This is a genomic window from Longimonas haloalkaliphila, from assembly GCF_055379825.1.
Map to the genome: position 1 here is coordinate 2570705 of NZ_AP043948.1, position 18777 is coordinate 2589481.

Here is an 18777-nt window from a genome sequence, read left to right on the forward strand (position 1 = left end):
CATTACCAACTCCGCGCCAGCTCCGCTTGTATCCCCTTGAACAACGCATGCCTCTTATGCGCCTTCTGCTACCCGCTATCGTAGTACTCCTCTCGGCACTGTTCGCTGCTGCCTCCCAGCCGCTCCACGCGCAGACGCCTGATGAAGATCATGGCCTCTCCGTGCAACAGATCATGCAAGACCCTGACACGTGGATCGGGAGCTGGCCCAGCAATGCGCGCTGGCACGAAAACGGATCGGCGCTCTATTTCGACTGGAACCCGCAGGGCGAATTCCCCAGCGACTCGCTCTACGCGGTGCCTGTTGATGGCAGCGAACCGGTCAAGGTGGATGCGGAGGAGCGCCGCGCCCCAACCCCGTTCTTCTCGGGATGGCAACACGGCACCCATACCTACACGTCCGACTTCACCCGCAAGGTGTTTCTCCATAATGGCGATGTCTATCTCTATAGACGGGATGACGACACCACAACGCGCCTTACCCGCACCTCCAGTTCGCTCTCGCAGCCGCGCTTTTCACCCGACGGGTCGCGCGTCGTTTTTCGGGATGGACTCAACCTGTTCGCCATTCATCTTGAGCATGGCGCCATGCAGCAGCTTACCGATGTGCGAGCAGCAACCGAACCAACTGAAGAGGCGCCCTCTTCACAGGAGCAGTACCTGAAAGAGCAGCAGACCGAGCTGTTCGAGACGCTCCGCGAGCGTCAAGAGCACGAAGAGCGTGCCGAAACCGCCCGCGCAGAAGATGAGGCCGCTGACCCTGACCCACCTACGCTCTACGTAGGCGAGGAGAGCGTGGTGCACGTTTCAATGGATCCGTCCGAGCGCTTCACCGCCGTGGGTACCTCCGATGCAGAGAACGTCGAGAACACCCAGATCATCGACTACGTGACCGAAACAGGCTTTGCTGAGGTCATTAACGCCCGCGCCAAAGTGGGCCGCGCCCCCAGCGGGTACACCCTGCACCTGGCGGATGCGGAACGCGACACCACCTACACCGTCGATCTCAGTACGCTGCCCGGCGCCGACGAGTGGCCCATGCCCAACATCGCCGACCCCGACACCATCGACGGCGTCGACTCTACGCGTACGCTGCGCGCGTTCGGTCCATACTGGAACGAGGATGGCTCGCTGGCCGTGCTCGACGTCCGCGCCGCCGATAACAAAGACCGCTGGCTGGCGCGTCTGAATCCCGAAGACGGATCGGTGACTTCGCTCGATCGCCAGCACGACAACGCATGGATCGCAGGGCCGGGCATCTCGTGGTACGGCGGTGCCAGCACGCTCGGCTGGATGCCCGACGGCGAAACGCTCTATTTTCAGAGCGAAGAAACCGGCTACAGCCACCTCTACACGATCAACGTCGAATCCGGCGAGAAAACGGCGCTCACCGAAGGCGACTTCGAGGTGTTTGATCCACAGCTCACGCAAGACGGATCCATCTGGCTCTTCGCCAGCACCGAAGACTCGCCTCACAACCGCCACTGGTACCGTATGCCTGTCGATGGAGGCGAGCGCACGCGCATTACCAGCGGACAAGACGGGCAGTACGCCGCCGCTCCGCATCCCGACGACACGACGCTGGGCCTGCTCTACGAGTACATCACACAGCCGCCCGAAGTGTACATCCGCGACGACAGCGGCGAGCGCCGCATCACCACCTCGCCTACCAATGAATGGCAGTCCATCGACTGGAGCACGGGTGAACTCACTACCTTTGAGGCTGGCGATGGCACCGACGTGCCCATGCAGATCTTTGAGCCGGACGATCCCAACGGCGCGGCGGTGCACTTTGTGCATGGCGCGGGTTACCTGCAGAACGTGCACAACGGCTGGAGCAATTACTTCCGCGAGTTCATGTTTCACAACCTGCTGATGCAGCAGGGCTACACCGTGGTGAACCTGGATTATCGCGGCTCCGCGGGCTACGGGCGCGACTGGCGCACCGCCATCTACCGCCACATGGGTGGACGCGACCTACAGGACTACGTGGATGCCTCAGCCCATCTCGAAGACACGCGCGGCATCAACCCCGAGCGGCAGTTCATCTACGGCGGCTCCTATGGCGGATTCATCACGCTGATGGCGCTCTTCAACGAAGCCGATGCGTTTGGCGGCGGCGCCGCCCTGCGCTCCGTAACCGACTGGGCGCACTACAACCACCCGTACACCTCGAATATACTGAACACGCCGGTGGTCGACCCCGTCGCGTTTGAGCGCTCTTCGCCGATCTACTTTGCCGAAGGGCTAGAGGACCCGCTGCTCATGGCGCACGGCCAGGTCGATGCCAACGTGCAGCCGCAGGACATCTTTCGCCTCAGCCAGCGTCTCATCGAGCTGGGTAAGACCGACTGGGAGCTAGCCACCTACCCGGTCGAGCCGCACGGCTTTACCGAACCCAGCAGCTGGACGGATGAGTACCGCCGCATCCTCTACTACATTGAGCGCAGCGTGGGCCCGGAGCGTACTGAGCAGGCGTGGTAAGGGGCATAGCAGCGTGTGTTTGGGGATGCGTAGGCGACTGCGCATTCCCCAAGCAGGCTGAGCACCCTACATTACCCTGCGATGTTGCCGTGCAGCATCGAGATGACTACACTGCAATGGACCAATCAATCCCGGTGCATCTTGCACAGATTGGTAGCGGTAAGATGTTAAGTGATTGACATGTGGGTTACATCATCGCAACTCGCTCAAACCCCCTCTGTCTTCGACATCTCCCCCTTGGCTAAGGGGGAGAAACCTGTAGGGAGAGGGGGTTCGAACAAGACAAAACTGCGATCTTCAATCCCCTTATCATTTGGTGTTTAACCAGTGCCCACAGATTAACGTCTCGCCATGTCAAACTCACTCACAGCATTTCTTGCTGTCATCGGGCTGCTTGGGCTCGTCGCACTGTCTGCCCCAGGCTATGCCCAACAGACGGCTACAGCGCCAGACGCAACAGACGACCCGGCATCATCAGAGCGTACTCGTAACACCGTGCATGTTGAACTGCTCGGCGCCGGGCTGCTCTACAGCATAAACTACGACCGCCACCTGGCTGGGCGCTGGCACCTTCGCGGAGGCTATGCTACGTTGGGCTCTTCTTTCACATTTGGCGACGATGATCGAACGCATCTGGTGCCCATGCAGTTGACCTTTGTATCCGACACCGAGGGCGCGCTTGAACTCGGAGCGGGAGCCACCTTGCTGTTGGATGGCACCTATTCCGGTTGGTCGGACACGGTCTTGGCTTCGTTTACGATTGGATACCGGCATCAGCCCCGCGAGCACGGCTTCCTCTTTCGTATTGGGTTTACCCCGTTTGTGGGATACGCAGATCGCCTGATAGCTGCCCCCAGCGGCGGAATCAGCTTCGGATATGCGTTTTAGGCCGCGTCTGAAAAGTAAACGCGCAAGCGAGCGCTAAGCGGAAGCCGCTTCCAGCAAGACGGTTGAAGCATCTCGACTGCTGGTATCGGGTCCAAGCAGCTCCGCTGGACTGGGGCCATAAGTCATACTCCTGGTGCTACTACGAACCACCATTGTGATTCTCGTTTCGTACCACCGGCGCTCGCCTTCAAACCAAAACCCGACCAAGTTCTTCCAAGATCGCGAGAAGCCGTCACGGACCTGGGAACGGGAATATCGATCGACATTCCAGGAAGAAATACCCGCGTCAAATCTTGATCGGTCGCTCTGCCCTACCGCATGTCGGTCCGATACCCCACTGCCGGACGGTCCATAAATGGGGGAGGGCTGACTGCGGTGTTGGCCACATTGTAAAAGCACACACAGCGGGGTCAATGTGGGGTCAATGTCCGGAGTAGAACGCTCCATAGCCGACCGGAGCCCCCTTGTTGGAAGACCCATGAGACGAAAGAACTGGATGCGCTCACGAAGGAGGCTGGCTACAGGTTTTAGCGGCTTCCTTCCCCCCACCCAAACCCACCGGTACGTGACCGACCGTGGACGTCAGAGACGTATTGATCGCAGCAATGCACACGTATTGCTACCCTCCGACCTAAAGCCGGAGAGCGAGCATTTCTCTGTAAGTGAAATACCAGGGGACTTCGGGCAGAATGTATCTCCAGTCCCAAGATGGCACTCCACAAGGATCGCCTCCGCGCAGGATCGTTGCTGCCGAGGGCCGGACTCGTCCACAGCCGGTTCATAGCGAGGGCGGGGTCTTTTCAGGCGCGTTCCTGCTGGGGGGATGTCGACATAATGATCAATCGCCACGTGTACACACACGCGGCTTCACAGACACATTCAAGAAACACTCCTGTCATGCGTCCTATCGTGTTGGTCCCCGTCGTCATTTTGATTCTGGCCGTAGTTGAAGGAGCAGCCGTGGAAATAATGCACTGGCCGGAGGCGGCGGTCTCGTCGGACTCGTTCTGGTGATTCTCTTGATTATGTTCCTCACTGGAAACCTGTAATTCTGCCTTCATCAAGCCTGCCGCAAATCCACTGCGGCACGCAAATCGCCGCTGCGCCCGTCATTCGAGCCTCCGGTGATCCCGTAATTGTCTTTTTCCCAACGAGTGATCCCTATGCGCATCCTGGGTGTAATTCTCATCATTGCCGGAATCGCGGGCTTTCTGCTCACGGGCGTTTCGTATACCACCTCTGAGCAAATCATTGACGTGGGCCCATTACAGGTCGAGCGGGAGGAAGAGCGCTCGCTACCGATCACACCGGTCACGTCGGGCATTCTCGTCGTCTTGGGCGGGGTGCTTACGGTGGTGGGAATGCGAAGAAAGAACGGCTGAATGGTGTAAGCGACTATCCACGAGGATTTCCGTGCGCTGCGACGTCGCCCATTTCGGGTGCCTTGTACCGGTTCTTCTCAGGATGCCCGTCCATGATATCTATCGGAGCGCCACCCCAATTCGCACCAGAAAACTCTGTATCGCAATCATATGAACTCTGTAGACCCTCTCTAAGGTCGTGTTGACCTTACATCAAGTGTGTGCGCGCGAGCCCCAGAGGACGGATCCTACCTTCCGTCTCCTGGGGCTCGCGATTTGTTTTGCACACTTGAGATCTCTGGACCCAGCGGGTCTGAGGGCAGGAGGAAACGAGCGTCTGGTGGACGTCGTGGGCCGCCTCAACCGCGAGCACAGAACGGACGTTATTGATTGAGGGGGCCCAAGGTGCTCAGATCGCACCCCCGTCGTGCGCGACCGGACGGTTCAACTCCAACTCGTCTGGGGGACAGGTTACGCCTCGTGCTCTTTCAGCCAGAGCAGGAGATCGGACATCGAGCACGTTGCCAACGCCACGGACGTATCGGCGGCCCCGTAGTAGAGGCGCAGCCGGTCGGCCTCCACATCGTGAATTGCACCACAGGGGAAGACCACGTTGGGCACGTCTCCATCTCGCTCATAGGGCGCAGTAGGACTCAAGAGCCAAGAGCCGCTCCGCCGGATGACTCGGAACGGGTCGTCCAAGTCCAGCAGCGTGAGTCCGACCCGATAGATGCTGCCCGCAACGGTATCGCGCACTCCGTGGTAGAAGAGCAGCCATCCCTCGGGCGTCTCCAGCGGAGGGGCAGCAATGCCGATACGAGCATGGTCCCACCACCCCCCGTCCCGCGCGCCCAACAAGGGCCGTGGATCGCTCCAGTACTCAAGGTCATTCGACCGGCTGGCCCAGATGTGAGGCCGGTTCGACGCGTAGGCCGAGGCTGGGCGGTGTAGAAGCAGCCACCGTCCGTCGATGCGACGCGGGAAGAGGGCTGCGTTCTTGTCTTCTGGCGGCATGACCGGCCCCTGGCAGTGGAACTCGACGAAGTCGGTAGTTTGGGCCATGGCCACAAGAGGCCCGTCTTCGGAGAAAGCCGTGTATGTAACGACGTAGGTGCCGAGCTCCTCAACCCACACCGCTCGCGGATCCTCCAGGCCCCAGAGCTCTTCGGGGCGGTTCACCGGATCCGGGAGAAGGGTTGGCGCCTCGTCGATATGCCAGTCGGTCACGCCATCGGCGCTGCGGGCCGCCGTCAGGTGCGAGAAGCCCCGTAGATCCTCCACCCGCACAAGGAGGAGCGTCTCACCGGTATCCAACGGGACGGCGGCCGGGTTGAAGACGCTGTTACACGGATAGGGCCAATGGCCCGCCGTAAGGATGGGATTGTGCTCCGAGCGGTGAAAAAGCTCAGTCACTCCCTGCTGGAGGCGAAATTCAGGTTCGTATTGGACCATGGTCGGTTTGTGTAGATCGGAGTGGAGTGTAATAGCGCGTGTCCCGCGCTCGGGAAGGAATGGTGGGAGACCGGTCAGTTTGGCGTGGGGCCCCCGCGGCCTGGAGGCCGAGAAGACACGCGATGACCGACTCGGCCCCCTGGTTAAAGCTGGCTCCGTAGAGCTCCAGTCCGTCGCTGCAGGCACCCGTCGTCGGATCGTAGAGCGCGGTGCCCAGCCGGTTGCGACCGCTGAACCAGTCAACGGCGGCCCGCATGAATTCGCGGTATCGTTTTGCCCCTGTCACATCAAAGGCCACAGCGCAAGCCTCTGCGGTGTAGCCCGCTTCGATGGACTGCTGCGCGAAACGGGCCGGGGACCCATCGCGCGGATACCAGCCTGCGCTGCCCACAAAGTCGAAGTATCCATCCTTGCAGAAGGTCACCTCCAGAACGAAGTCGAGCGTTTCTTTGCCAATTTCCAGGAACTCGGGGCGGCCGGTGGCAAGGTGAGCCTCCAGCATTGCGAGCGGCAGAAGGGCGTTGCCATAGGTAAGTGCGTCGTGGAACCAGGGCCATCCGGGACCTCGGGCCGCGCGGTAGTGCCCAGCGAGCTGCTCGGCCCACTCTGTGAGACGACTGCGTGTTTGCGAGGCCCCGCCGTGGCTCCGGAGGTAGAGGGCGAGTCCGCAGATTCCATAAGCAAGGGCGTGGGGATAGCGAAGATCCACGGAGCGTGCACGCTCCGTCATCTGACGAGCGATCTGGCGCAGAGCGGGCGTTGGGGCCCATGCAGTCGCTGCGCCCAGCCCCCATAGCGCGCGGCCGATTGTGTCCTCGCCCGGGGTCTCGTCTACAAACTGGCGATTGTAGGTCATGAAGTTGCGGAACGACCCGTCGTCGTGTTGCGCATGCTGGAGGAAGCTCAGGTACGTCCGTACAAGCGGAAGCACGGAAGGGTCGTCTGTCTCGTGGTAATGCCGAAGCAACACCACAAGCGCCCGGCCCACGTCGTCGGTGCAGTAGCCGTGATGCCGGTCGGGCACCCCAAAGGGGGCGTGCTGAAAGAGACCGGTATCATCGGTCAGATCCCTCAAGTGGCCAAGCGAAATCGTTGGCAGGGTCGGGCGTTGCGGACGTGTCTCGACCGAACGTCCCTTCACCATGACCACGTCGAACAGGTCGGCGTAGCGGCGGCCCACCTTCGGCCACGTCATCGACTGTCCGACCTCGTAGGCCCGCCGGCTCAAGAGCGCCCGCTCCTCCTCGTCGGCGACGAGGTCCCGTAGGGTCGACGTTAGCGTCTCGGTATCGCCGTAGGGCACCAGCCGGCCGGCGGCGCCGGCCAGCATCTCCTCGGCGTAGAGGTACGGCGTGGACACGATGGCCGTCCCCGCACTGAGGGCGTAGGCCAGCGTTCCACTCGACACCTGATCGCGGCCCGGATACGGCGTAACGTATACGTCGCAGGCACGCAGGTGCTGCAGGAGCTCCGCCTGGCTCACGAACCGGTTTACAAATTGGACGTGGTCAGTCAGACCGAGAGCCTCCACTTGCTTCTTGAGCCCCTCCCGATAGACTTCTCCATATTGGCGTCGCACCTCCGGGTGTGTGGCCCCGAGTACCACGTAGAGGACCTCCGGGTGATCGCGGACGATGGTCGGCAACGCGTTCAGCATGAACTCAATGCCCTTCCCAGGATTGAGGAGACCGAACGTGAGTAGAACGGTTCGTCCGGAGAACCCGAGCGCCTTTTTGTGCGACGTCGACGGTTCGAACGGCATGTCGGGCACGCCGTGGGGAATGACCATGACGGTTGCGGGGTCGATCCCGTACACATCATCAAGAAGCCGACGGGCAGCCTCCGTAATGACCACGAGATGATCCGACTGGTAGGCCACGGCGCAAAGCGCCCGGTGGTACGGCAGCGACGGCTCCGGAAGCACCGTGTGAAGGGTCGTCACGACTGGAATGGTAAGCCGGGCGAGAAACTCGATCAAGTAGAGTCCTTCCGGTCCCCCAAAAATACCGAACTCATGCTGCACGCTGACGAGAGCCGCGCCGCTTGCATTAACTCGCTCGGCGGCAGTCATGTAGTCGGAAAGGTCATTGCGCCGAATGGTGCTCATTACCTCTCCGGGGTAGGACTCAACAGGCGCTTCTCCCTCCATCGCGATCACGTCTGCCGCCCACCCATCCTGTTGGAGGAGGCCGTCGCGCAGGTGGTTTGTGAACGTCCCAATCCCGCATTTCCGGGGCGGATACGTCGATGTAAATACTGCTTGTTTCATAGCGTCGAGAAAGTTTGGGGGGACACGCTCCTGCGGTCGGAGGCCGAATACAGACGGAAATTACGGTTTGAAAAGTCGGGTACGCAAGTGTTCGTCCGAACCCGTTCTCTTACCTCTGAGGTAGTACCTGGCACACGTTGAAATCCCGCCGGCGGCTGTAGGGGCACCGTTCCAGAACTGAAATTACTCTGCACGGCTGAATGGATGCGGCGATACGCTGCGTTTGGAATCTGGGCCAGACCCTCTGGATAGGACGTTCCGTCAAACGCGGCTGCCTCCACAAGATGGCTGTCCCAGGACCACCTCGGGTTGGGGCCTCCATAAGATAGGGATTGCTGTCGCCGTCCAGGCGCCAGTCGAAGCGGGCGTAATCCCGGCAGCCGAGTCGGTCGAAGAGAAGGGGCTATCCCGCTGAGTCTGTTCGCGCGGCTCGCCTGGAAGGTCGGTGGCGACCATTCGTCGTTCAACAGTGGACTTTCCACAGTGGGCTTTCTTGATGAGCCGCTTATCCTATCAAAAGAACAACGACAAGAAGCGGCAGAGCAGCCGTCTATATTTGGTGTCTTCTGGTCCCTCTTTTGGATTCCGTGTTGTGATTCTCATAGAGGGGCTAATCGTCATTCCAGCGTCCGACGGCCTCCGTAGCGGCCGTGCTGTAAAACAGAATGATGCGGCTTGCTGGGTCTAATTCGCGTAAACAGTTCGCAACGTCTTGACGGCCCCTCCGCCGTTTGACGGCAGTAGGCCCATCCCTGCTCAACGACCGACAACCGCAAGAAGACATCAGGACGATGGTGTAGCGAGGCGATCAACGTCAGATCAACCAGCAGAGACATATTGGGGGGAAAGAGCCTAAATCCCACCTCCAGGCGGTCCAAAGGTTCTTTTCCGGTTGGGAAGGGCGCGTGTAGGTTGTCTTCCGACGTTTCAGGGGAATAGACGTCTCTTGACTGCTTTCCCCCTATCTCCACCAAACGACTGCCCCCACTATGTCTTCTACGTCTGACGTTTCCTTCTCAAAAAGCGCCTCCCGTCGCCGGTTCTTACAACAAGTGGGAGGTGCTGCCGGGCTGGCTGCACTCACCCTCACCGGGTGCGACACTGGCGGTAGTTCGGAGCCCGACCCCGAGACTGTGTCTCTTGATTTCTCAAACGACTTTGGCGTTCTGAACTACGCCTATGCCCTGGAGCAACTTGAGGCGGCCTTCTACGTCGAAGCCACCAGCAACTTCTACGGAGATTCCAGTTCGGTTGAAGGGCAGTACTTCCGCGACCTTGCCGCGCACGAAAGCATCCACCGCGACTTCCTGGCCGCTGCTATTCCCGCATTGGGGGGCAACCTCATTCCGAACCTGGAAGTTAAGTAAGTCAGCAAAAATACATTTACACCTTGTCATCGCGAGGAGGGAGCGTGCGACCGACGCGGCGATCTCATGCGCCCGTTAGAGCGGTTTATTCTGCTTAGAAGGCACAAGATTGCCGCGTCGCTGGCGCTCCTCGCAATGACATATTCGAAGATTCTTTTGTGGGCCTACTTAACTTCAGTAGCATCGACTTTAGTAGTCGTGGCGAGGTGCTTGATATAGCCCAACTGCTCGAAGACACGGGTGTCTCTGCCTACAACGGTGCTGGGATTTATCTGGAGAATCCGGATCTGGTGGCTGTGGCTGGCAAGATCGTTTCCGTCGAAGCGCGTCACGCAGCGTCGATCCGCTCGCTCATCAACCCAGGGTCGGCCGACTTTGCAGGCGACGATGTCGTTGACCCGGACAGCGGGCTTGACCTGGCAACCGCTCCGCCCGATGTGCTGTCCGCCGTCGCCGACACGGGGCTCGTCACCACCCCGCTCGAAGTCATCAATCTCGGGTAGGTCCTCCCTTTCTGTTCGCGCCTTCGCTCAACCGATCCGTCGATCTCATGCGTTTGTTTGATTTTCTGTCCACCGATGCCGAAGAACCCGTGTCTCGTAGAGACGTCCTCAATCAACTTAAAGCTACAGGCCTGTGCATGGCTGCAGCCTCAATGCCCCTGGCTCTACTTGGCCGATCCCAGCCCGCCTCTGCACAGTCAACTGGCGCAATCGTCGATGTCCTCAACTATGCCCTCACGCTCGAATATCTTGAGGACTCGTACTATCAGCAGGGACTGGACGCCGACGGCCTGATTCCTGCAGACGGGAGCCGTGCCGTTTACGGGCAGATCTCAAAGCACGAAACTGCGCACGTCCAGCTTCTGGGAGATACCATTCAGAACCTTGGAGGGACCCCGGTTTCGTTCAGCGACTCGGACTTCGACTTTACAGCGGGCGGAAGCTTCGACCCGTTCAACGACTATTCTACGTTCCTCTTGCTCTCGCAGGCATTCGAGGACACGGGCGTCCGCGCATACAAGGGGCAGGCCCCCACCCTGGCGGGGAATGACCTGTTGACCGCCGCTCTCCAGATTCATTCCGTAGAGGCTCGCCATGCGGCCGAGGTGCGGCGACTTCGGGCCGTACAGGGGGTGTCCTTGAAACCCTGGATTACAGGTGCTCAAAGCGGAGGCGCCCCCCAGGCCATCTATGCAGGGGAGGACAACCAGACGCAGGCAGGTATTGATCAGCGTTCTCTCGGGAATGGAGAGTATACATTCGCGGAGGTCACCGAGGCCTACGACGAGCCCCTCACGAGGGATGCCGTGGCCGGAGAAAGCGGAATCGTACTACCGTTCTTTGCCTAACTCTAAGAAAAGAACACTTAGATTCTGTGGTAGCGGCTCAATGCTACGGATGGTGGGAATGGACCTGTAACCGGAGACGGGAAGCCCCACCGGCGCTCGCTCCCGCCTGCAAACCAACACACCAGGCTCTAACGATCGAGGCCCTCGATCCGCCCCAATCATGAGTCCGAAGCAGCTCCGCTACGCCTCTTCTACATACGTCGTGATCGCATCGGTGAGGGCGCTGCCCCGCATGCCGGAGAGGTCGACGTCGAACGGCTGGTCGGTGCCGTCGACCGAGACGCCGGGCACGCCGCGCCGGGCGTTCATGGCGTCGGTGCCCGTTTCGTTTTTGAGGAGCAGCGCCGCCATCGGAATGTCGGGCGCGTTCGAGGCCTCCACGGCTTCAGCGAACTGTTCTTGTCCGGCGCCCCACTCCTGAATAGCGGTGGCGATGGCCTGCAGCGCTTCGTCGTAATCAGCATCGCCGTCGGATTTCTCGGCGCGGGTAAGGGCCGCCTCCAGGTCGCGGCGGGCGGCGTCGCAGGTGGTTACTGCCGCTTCAAGGGCCTGAACTGTATCGTCAGAGAACATATCTAAGGAGATTAGTCAAAACGTACTGGCGTCATTGCGCGGCTCCTACGAAAGCCAGCAGGGCGGGTTCAAGAGCGTGGTGGGTCCGCTACCAGGGTAGAACCAGTGGGATGCGCACGCTCGTGCCTGCTTCAGCAGTGTCCCCCCAGAAAAAGAGCAGAACCCTCCTGTTACAGAGGGCCCTGCGGTCATGCAAACGGCGCGTATGCTGCCGCACCTATAGTTCATCACGTGCAGCACATGGCGCACCGATCTCGTTTTATCGCCTTACAGCGCAGATCCAAAGAACAGCGCGTTCAGGAACAGCCCGTTGGTGCCGTACCAGAAGGCACGGAAGTTCGGGTTGTCCATGATCAGCGTAACCTGTCCGCTTCCGTGGCGGTCGGACACGATGGCCGCGCTCTCACGCGCGATCTCATCGACCGGTTCCGAGATGTAGCCGCTGAGGAGCGGGCTGTCGGTGTAAGTCGCCACCGTGCGTCCAGGACGCTCGTGGGGCTCGTAGAACCGCGTTCCGCGACGAAAGACAGGAATCGTTTCGTCGTAGCCGAACGTGAGCGGGTGCGTGGTGTCGAGCGTCGCTTCAAAGATCGACCCGCCGATGCGATGAGCGCCGCGTGCATCGCCAAGGTCGGCGTAGTCCTGCCCGGCAACGAGCGAGTCCAGATCGAGCGTTTTGGCTTCGAGCTCGACCAGCTCATGGGCCGTCGCCCAGTGTGCCCCAGTGTGCGATGCAATGAGGTGTCCGCCCTCGCGCACCCAGTCTTTGACCTGGTCGGCATCCATCCCGTTATAGGAGCCGCCGGCCAGCACCAGCGTATTGTATTCGGAGAGATCGAGGCTCTCCATGTAACTGATGTCGATCATTGACACGGGAATGTCGAAACGCTCACTGAGCAGGTGCCATACCTCCCCAGCATTGGCCGCGCTGGCACCGCCCCATCGCGAGCGACCGGTCGTTCCAGAGACGACCGCGACTTCGGGCTTCTCAAGCACCGATGCGCTGCTTGAGCCAAGGTCTGGGCCGGTGGGTGTAAGGCCGCGGTTGATCGCGACAATCTCTACGTGGTGAGCCTCAGCCGCTGCCTGTACCGCTTCATGCACGTCGGCCTCTGAAGCGTTGTGCTGCTGCAGCGGAATGATGATCGCGCCGCGATCGAACGTGCGTGTGCTTCCGTTGACCAGCGCCTCAAACGGAGACGGCATCATACGCGTCGTGATGTCCGCATCTTGGAGCTGGTAGAGCGCACGCGGAGCAAAGTAGCGTCCCCACGGCATCACGTAAGCCACCTCGGCCTGTCCGCCCGTGACTGCGCCGCCTGTGTACGGCATTGCATCGATGCGCTCGCCCCGCACGCCCGAAGGCGTCGACGTGAGTTCGCTGTGGTCTGTGCCGAAGGCGAGCGGCAGCGTCCAGGTGGATACGTCGTAGAAGAGCGAATCCTGGAACGTGGTCTGGCGCTCCATCACGCCCTTCACGAACTGCCCTTGCTCCTGGTCGAGCGGCACCCAGTAGGCAGCACCCGGACGGTAGGTACGCCCGTCCGATTCGACGGTCTGCCCGAGATCGAAGAGCTCCACGCGATGCTGCAACAGGAGTTGTCCGAGCGCCTGCGCCCGCTGCGGGTAGCGCTCCATGTCGATGAGATAGCCCGTCATAGGAGCATCACTCAGGTTCTCGGAGCGGTTGGCGAAGAAGTCGCGCTGGTAGCGCAGCAGATCTTCGCGAATTTCAGAGGAGCCCTGGAGCGTAGAGAGCGACGCCAAAAACTGGTTGCGCACGGTGTAGGCGTAGTTCATCACGCCGGTGCGGGTATCGTTAAGGAGCGCACGCGAGGACGCCTGCTCAAAGAGAATACCGACCGTCCCCTGCACGTCTGGATAGGTCGAGCCCTTGCCGTAGTAGAAATCGTCGAAGCGCTCGCGGGTATAGTAGAGCGACCCGATGTCGTCGAGGAAGTCAGCGTGGTACTCGGCCAGCTCAGCCGTTAGCTCCTGGTTGATGTCGGGCGTGTTGGGGTTGGTGCGGCTGGGAATGCCGGGCTGAAAGAAGTAGGTGTCTTCCGACCCCATCTCGTGGAAGTCGGTGAGCACCTGCGGGCGCCAGTCCTGATAGAGGGCGATGCGTGCCTGCGACGACGGGTGCTGCACGGGCATCCAGTCGCGGTTCAGGTCGAACCAGTAGTGGTTGGTACGCCCGCCGGGCCAAGGCTGGTTGTGCTCGCGATCTTGGCCGTCGATGGTGGGCGCACCGCCCCGGTTGCCGTTGACCCAGTTCACGAAGCGGTCGCGCCCGTCAGGGTTGAACACCGGATCGATGATGGTAACCACGTTGTCAAGCACCGCGTCGATGGCCGGTCCGTTGCCGGCAGCCAGATGGTAGAGCAGCAGAATGCTGGCCTCGGTGCCGCTGGCCTCGTCGCCGTGTACGGAGTAGCCCATGTAGACAACCGTAGGCAGGTCGGCCAGGTCGGCGTCGGACACGGACTCAGGATCGGACGAGAGCGCCTGGTTCTGCGCTTTGATTTCGTCGATGCGCGCAAGGTCTTCAGGGGGCGCTACGACGGCATGCACGAGGGTGCGATTGTCGTACGTGGTACCATGGTGCTGCACCTGTACGCGGTCGCTGACTTCGGCCACGGCTTCGAAGTACGCCACGGCCTGGGCCGAGCGCGTGTGGCGCGTGCCAATTTCGTGGCCGATCACCTCTTGTGGCGTGGGAATGTCGGGGTTGTAGCTGGTGACCCCTTCAACCGGGGTGTCGATGGCGAGCGGAAGATCCTGCGCATGCGCCTCAGCCCCCATGCCCCCACCCCAGACGAGTGCGGTGGCGAGGAGGAGTACGGCGAATACGCGTTGTGACAAGGCGATCATAAGGGGGGAGACTGGTCAAAAAGAGCGCGAGTAGGCAGGTGAGCATTGGCGCCGCTGATGCACGAGGCGGCGTAGCAACAGGACACGGTATGCCCGTATCCCTTTCAATACATCAACTGCACAGGGATTACTTAAAGGATGTCCTGTAAACATAGCGGAGGCGAGGCGCAACTGCCACCGTAGCCAGATTCGTTGATGACACGAACCGGCAGCTCAATGACAGCGCAGCTTCGCCCGTAACGCATGAAGCGCACGCTAATCGTTGCGGCTGCGGCGCATCCAGGCAATGACAAGCCCGGTGCCGATGCCGAGCGCGAGGATAAGGAGATACCAGAGCGGGGAGTCTGCTGCTTCCATAAGCAATTGGGGAGATCGGTGGGGGGCGTGCAAGAGGTAGCTTACTGGTTGCGCTCCCAGGTGCGGAAGCGGTTGAGCTCTTTGTGAGCGGTACGCACAACAAACGCCAGCACGGCGGCATCGTCGACGATCCCGATTCCAGCAAGCGACTTGCCTTTGGGGCCGCGCAGGAAGGCAAAGTAGAGCACCGCCAGCGTAAGCACACCCACCGAGCGCCACGGGAAGTTGGGGTAGCGCCCTTTACGCCAGGCCTGCAGCATGCGGAAGAGCGTTGCCACATCATCGGCAATTACAGCTGGCACCGATCGGTCTTCACCCAGTCGCTGTACGGCCTTGCGGAGCACCGCGACCCACTGCAGTCGTTTCTCAAGCGCTTCTTGCGCAGCCTCGGTAAAGGCCTCGGCGAGAGAGGGGCCGCTGTCTTCTGTGTCGGAAGCCGACTTGTTGGAGGTCGACGTGTCTTCATTGGCTTCCTGACTCGGTTCTGCATTTTGAGAGGAAGCGGTTCCATTTTCTTCATTTTGCTCGGCGGCATCATCGGGCGATGCCGCATCAGGGTTGTTTGCTTGCTCAGACGCCTCGTGTGGGGATTCGGACATGGGTGTACCAGCGGTTGATCGATGAGAGCATACGAACAGAACGGACGGTGCAGCCCATACGTGTCATACGAAACAAGGGCTGCTGTATGCTATCTTTGATGCACAGCCTGCTCTGGAGTTCGCGACGTTTTCTATTGTCCCCCACCGATTTTATGAAGACCCAACGCACCGACGACCCGATCAAGGCAGCCCGCTGGCTGCGCCTGGGCGACTGCGTGGCCTTTCCTACAGAGACGGTGTACGGGCTCGGGGCCGACGCGATGAATGCTGATGCGATTGCGAAGATTTTCGAGGCCAAGGGCCGCCCGGATGACAACCCGCTGATCGTGCACTTGCATTCGATTGATCAGATCGACCGTGTGGCCCGCGACCTGTCGCCAGCCGCCTGGGCACTTTTCGAGGCGTTCAGTCCCGGCCCGCTTACCTGTGTGGTACACAAACGTGACGCCGTACCCGATGTAACGACTGCCGGACTCGACACGGTGGGCGTGCGTATTCCGTCGCTGCCGGTGGCTCAGGCGTTTCTTTCGGCCTGCGCGGTGCCGGTGGCTGCCCCCTCAGCCAACCGGTCGGGGCGCCCCAGCCCAACGACCTGGGAGGCCGTACGCCACGACCTGGACGGACGTATCCGTGGCATTCTGATTGGCCCGCAGTCGCCCCGGGGCATTGAGTCGACAGTGATCGACACGACCACCCAGCCCCCTGTGATGCTGCGCCCGGGGGCGATTTCGTTTGAGGAGGCGCAGCGCGTGGTGCCTGCTCTTCAACTGGCCGACTCGGTAGAGCAGAAGCAGCGCAGTCCGGGTACGCGGCATCGCCACTACGCGCCTGATGCTGCTGTTGAGGTTGTCGGTGCTGAGGCGGCCGCTCCGGCTCGCGACGCAGGCTACCTCGGCCTGAATCGTCCGAAGCGCGCAGGCACGTGGGGGCGTGTCGTGCTCTGCCGCAATCTGTCGGACTATGCGTCGCGGCTGTATGCAACCTTGCGGCAGTTCGACAGCGAAGGCTTTACGCGCATCGTGTGCGAGCCGGTCGAGCCGGTGGGACTGGGACGCGCGCTGATGGATCGTCTTACGCGGGCAGCGGGCCACGTGTCTGGCGAAACATCCAGCGATGCAGCGGCGGAAGAAGGCGAAGCGCCTTCGTGACGGCCTGTGCTACGCCGGGCCGGAACGCGATGCCATGCACCAGGCGTCCCCATTGTAGGCGCCGGTCGAAGGCGTCGTGCCAGCGCGTGGCGTACTGCGTGCGCAGCGTAGCAGGCGCGGCCCTTCCCGACAGAAATGCGTGCAGCGGCGGCGCGAGCAGGTCGGCCGCGTGCAGCGCCATCGCCATGCCATCGCCACAGAGCGGCGCGATCATAGCGGCAGTGTCGCCGACCATGCATACGTCTTGATGGAGCGGGCCCTTTGTATCGAGCGTGACCTGACTCACCGCGCAAAAGTCGGTGCAGCGCGTGCCCTGCGACAGCCGGGCGGCCAGATGGGGGTTGGCCTCGGCGGCCGTGCGGAGCATCACTTCGGGCGACCCCGCTTCTTTGAGTCGATCGCGTCGCCCGATCCAGCAGACGTTGAAGCGTCCCTCTTCGACCGGCGAGCACCCGCAGTATCCACCTGGGAAGGCATGAATGTCGATCACATCAGGGATAACGCCCTCGTAGTGTGCCTTGAACGCAACCACCGGGTCGGGCTGCGTCAGATCGGTGCGGCCCAGCGTACGGTCGGGGATGCCATGCTTGCCCCACGCCCCCACAACCGCGCGGGCTGTGGTGGTGCCCCCGGCATGCGTCACCATAAACCCGGTGTCGAGCGTGCCCTCAATGCCCGATACCCGACAGCCCGTGTGCACCGTAGCTCCCATGGCACGCGCATGATCAGCCAGGAGTGCGTCGAGCACGTAGCGGCTAATTCCCCAGGCTGCCGCCGGAAGCGCCACCGTGTCGGTGGCTCCTCCTGGTGCGGTGACCACCGACTCGGCGATCCGCGGCGGGTTGTGCGCTTCCAGCTTCTCACGTACGCCCAGGCGGTCGAGCGAGGCCTGTGCTTCGGGCGAAAGGAACTCACCGCACAGCTTGTGGCGCGGATACGTACCCGCTTCAAACACCTCAACGGCGTGTCCGGCCTGTGCCATCTGCGCCGCAACGCTCAATCCGGCCAGCCCTCCGCCAACTACAGCTACATCGGTCATGGTTTGGTCTACTGTCTCACTTCGCATTTATTGACACATCGTGCATTGATGTGCTGTGTATACTACATGTGTTAGCATTCACAACATACGACTATACCCGATAAAGCATCCCCTCTTTCCCTACCGTCGACATCGTTACGAAGGCTTTCAACTGCCGCTTTGGCGACGTCTACGGCAGTGTCGGGCGCGTAGGGTGGGCCTGCACAACCCACCGAAAGGCCCAGTGCCAGGTAATTTTGGCGGATGCGTAGCCGGCCCTGTGCACGACACGCATCAGCTCGTCTTGTGTGAAGGCGCGCCGCACGGAGAGCGGTGCATCGTGCTGGTACATGGGCGACGTAGGCAGGAGCCGTGCCAGCAGCCAGATGCTCGCGTAAGCGACCGGGTGTCGGTGCAGGTCGTTGATCACGAGCCCGTGCGGACAGAGCGTGCGCATGCGCTTCAGCAGCGCGATGAGTTCCCCATCCGGAAAGTGATGCAGGAAGAGTCCGGCATGGGCCAGGTCGTAGCGTGTGCCATGATCGGGCGCGTAGGTGAACACGTCGTCGGTGATCACCCGCACGCGGGATCTGAGACGGTCTGGGAGCGCCTGGTCGAGATACGCACGGGCATGGTCGGCGGTAACCGGATTGGCTTCAAGCGCATCGACGCGCACGTCGAGCCCCTCCGCATCCGCCCACCGCACCAGATGGGCCGGATAGTCGGCACTGCCACTGCCCAGATCAAGGATGTGATACGGACGTGCCGGGTCCATGAGCCCTCGCAGCGCCCGATGGGACGGCCCGTACCCCCCCAGCAACCGGTTGGTGATGCGGATGTCGCGCAGCGCAGTTTCGAGACGATCGTCGACAACCGAGAAGTCATCCATGATCTCCTCTTCGTGAACGGCACGGGTATCAAAGGCAGGCCAGTAGGGCATCGCATGTCAACAGGTAATGGATGGATAACAGAAGCTCTCTTGCATCCTGTGCGGATAATCTGCATCTTAGATCCACGTTCATAACTTAGTCATATTA

At 61.1% G+C, this 18777-nt stretch carries 14 protein-coding genes; 7 read left to right on the forward strand and 7 right to left on the reverse strand.

Going from position 1 to position 18777, the window contains the following annotated elements:
- Positions 1–56 precede the first annotated feature (56 nt).
- The 3 genes from ACZ48V_RS09975 to ACZ48V_RS09985 all read left to right on the forward strand — a co-directional run bounded on the left by ACZ48V_RS09975 (position 57) and on the right by ACZ48V_RS09985 (position 4753).
- Complete coding sequence (locus ACZ48V_RS09975) at positions 57–2483, forward strand: prolyl oligopeptidase family serine peptidase (protein ID WP_464538712.1); 2427 nt, start codon at positions 57–59, stop codon at positions 2481–2483.
- A 351-nt stretch (positions 2484–2834) separates the two neighbouring features.
- Positions 2835–3371: a hypothetical protein gene (locus tag ACZ48V_RS09980; protein WP_464538714.1), complete on the forward strand. Its 537-nt coding sequence runs from the start codon at positions 2835–2837 to the stop codon at positions 3369–3371.
- Between the two features lie 1163 nt (positions 3372–4534).
- Positions 4535–4753, forward strand: a complete 219-nt coding sequence (locus ACZ48V_RS09985) for a hypothetical protein (protein WP_464538716.1) — start codon at positions 4535–4537, stop codon at positions 4751–4753.
- A gap of 450 nt (positions 4754–5203) precedes the next feature.
- Here ACZ48V_RS09985 and ACZ48V_RS09990 read toward each other — a convergent pair whose 3' ends face one another.
- Positions 5204–6184 (reverse strand): glycoside hydrolase family 130 protein, encoded by a 981-nt coding sequence (locus ACZ48V_RS09990; protein ID WP_464538718.1) that lies wholly within the window; start codon positions 6182–6184, stop codon positions 5204–5206.
- A complete protein-coding gene (locus ACZ48V_RS09995) occupies positions 6165–8453 on the reverse strand; it encodes a glycosyltransferase family 4 protein (RefSeq protein WP_464538719.1) in 2289 nt (762 codons plus the stop codon). Before ACZ48V_RS09995 ends, ACZ48V_RS09990 begins: the two co-directional genes overlap by 20 nt.
- Positions 8454–9442: 989 nt before the next feature.
- Between ACZ48V_RS09995 and ACZ48V_RS10000 the strand changes: the two genes are divergently transcribed.
- From ACZ48V_RS10000 to ACZ48V_RS10010, 3 genes are all read left to right on the forward strand, one after another.
- Positions 9443–9820 carry a ferritin-like domain-containing protein gene (locus ACZ48V_RS10000; RefSeq protein WP_464538721.1) on the forward strand — a complete coding sequence of 126 codons (378 nt, stop codon included), beginning with the start codon at positions 9443–9445 and terminating at the stop codon, positions 9818–9820.
- 158 nt (positions 9821–9978) lie between these two features.
- The gene (locus ACZ48V_RS10005; protein ID WP_464538723.1) at positions 9979–10323 is read left to right on the forward strand and encodes a ferritin-like domain-containing protein; all 345 of its coding nucleotides are present in this window, start codon (positions 9979–9981) and stop codon (positions 10321–10323) included.
- Between the two features lie 137 nt (positions 10324–10460).
- Entirely contained in the window at positions 10461–11171 is a 711-nt protein-coding gene (locus ACZ48V_RS10010; protein ID WP_464538725.1) for a ferritin-like domain-containing protein, read from the forward strand.
- 180 nt (positions 11172–11351) lie between these two features.
- On the opposite strand, the gene ACZ48V_RS10015 is transcribed toward ACZ48V_RS10010, so the two are convergent.
- The 3 genes from ACZ48V_RS10015 to ACZ48V_RS10025 all read right to left on the reverse strand — a co-directional run bounded on the left by ACZ48V_RS10015 (position 11352) and on the right by ACZ48V_RS10025 (position 15574).
- Positions 11352–11744 carry a hypothetical protein gene (locus ACZ48V_RS10015; RefSeq protein ID WP_464538727.1) on the reverse strand — a complete coding sequence of 131 codons (393 nt, stop codon included), beginning with the start codon at positions 11742–11744 and terminating at the stop codon, positions 11352–11354.
- A gap of 267 nt (positions 11745–12011) precedes the next feature.
- Positions 12012–14618: a M14 family metallopeptidase gene (locus ACZ48V_RS10020; protein WP_464538729.1), complete on the reverse strand. Its 2607-nt coding sequence runs from the start codon at positions 14616–14618 to the stop codon at positions 12012–12014.
- A gap of 398 nt (positions 14619–15016) precedes the next feature.
- Complete coding sequence (locus ACZ48V_RS10025; RefSeq protein WP_464538731.1) at positions 15017–15574, reverse strand: YkvA family protein; 558 nt, start codon at positions 15572–15574, stop codon at positions 15017–15019.
- A gap of 152 nt (positions 15575–15726) precedes the next feature.
- Between ACZ48V_RS10025 and ACZ48V_RS10030 the strand changes: the two genes are divergently transcribed.
- Positions 15727–16722: an L-threonylcarbamoyladenylate synthase gene (locus tag ACZ48V_RS10030; RefSeq protein ID WP_464538733.1), complete on the forward strand. Its 996-nt coding sequence runs from the start codon at positions 15727–15729 to the stop codon at positions 16720–16722.
- Here ACZ48V_RS10030 and ACZ48V_RS10035 read toward each other — a convergent pair.
- Positions 16646–17761 (reverse strand): NAD(P)/FAD-dependent oxidoreductase, encoded by a 1116-nt coding sequence (locus tag ACZ48V_RS10035; protein WP_464538735.1) that lies wholly within the window; start codon positions 17759–17761, stop codon positions 16646–16648. The genes ACZ48V_RS10030 and ACZ48V_RS10035 overlap by 77 nt on opposite strands.
- Before the next feature lie 169 nt (positions 17762–17930).
- Positions 17931–18680: a methyltransferase domain-containing protein gene (locus tag ACZ48V_RS10040; protein ID WP_464538737.1), complete on the reverse strand. Its 750-nt coding sequence runs from the start codon at positions 18678–18680 to the stop codon at positions 17931–17933.
- Between the last annotated feature and the right edge of the window lie 97 nt (positions 18681–18777).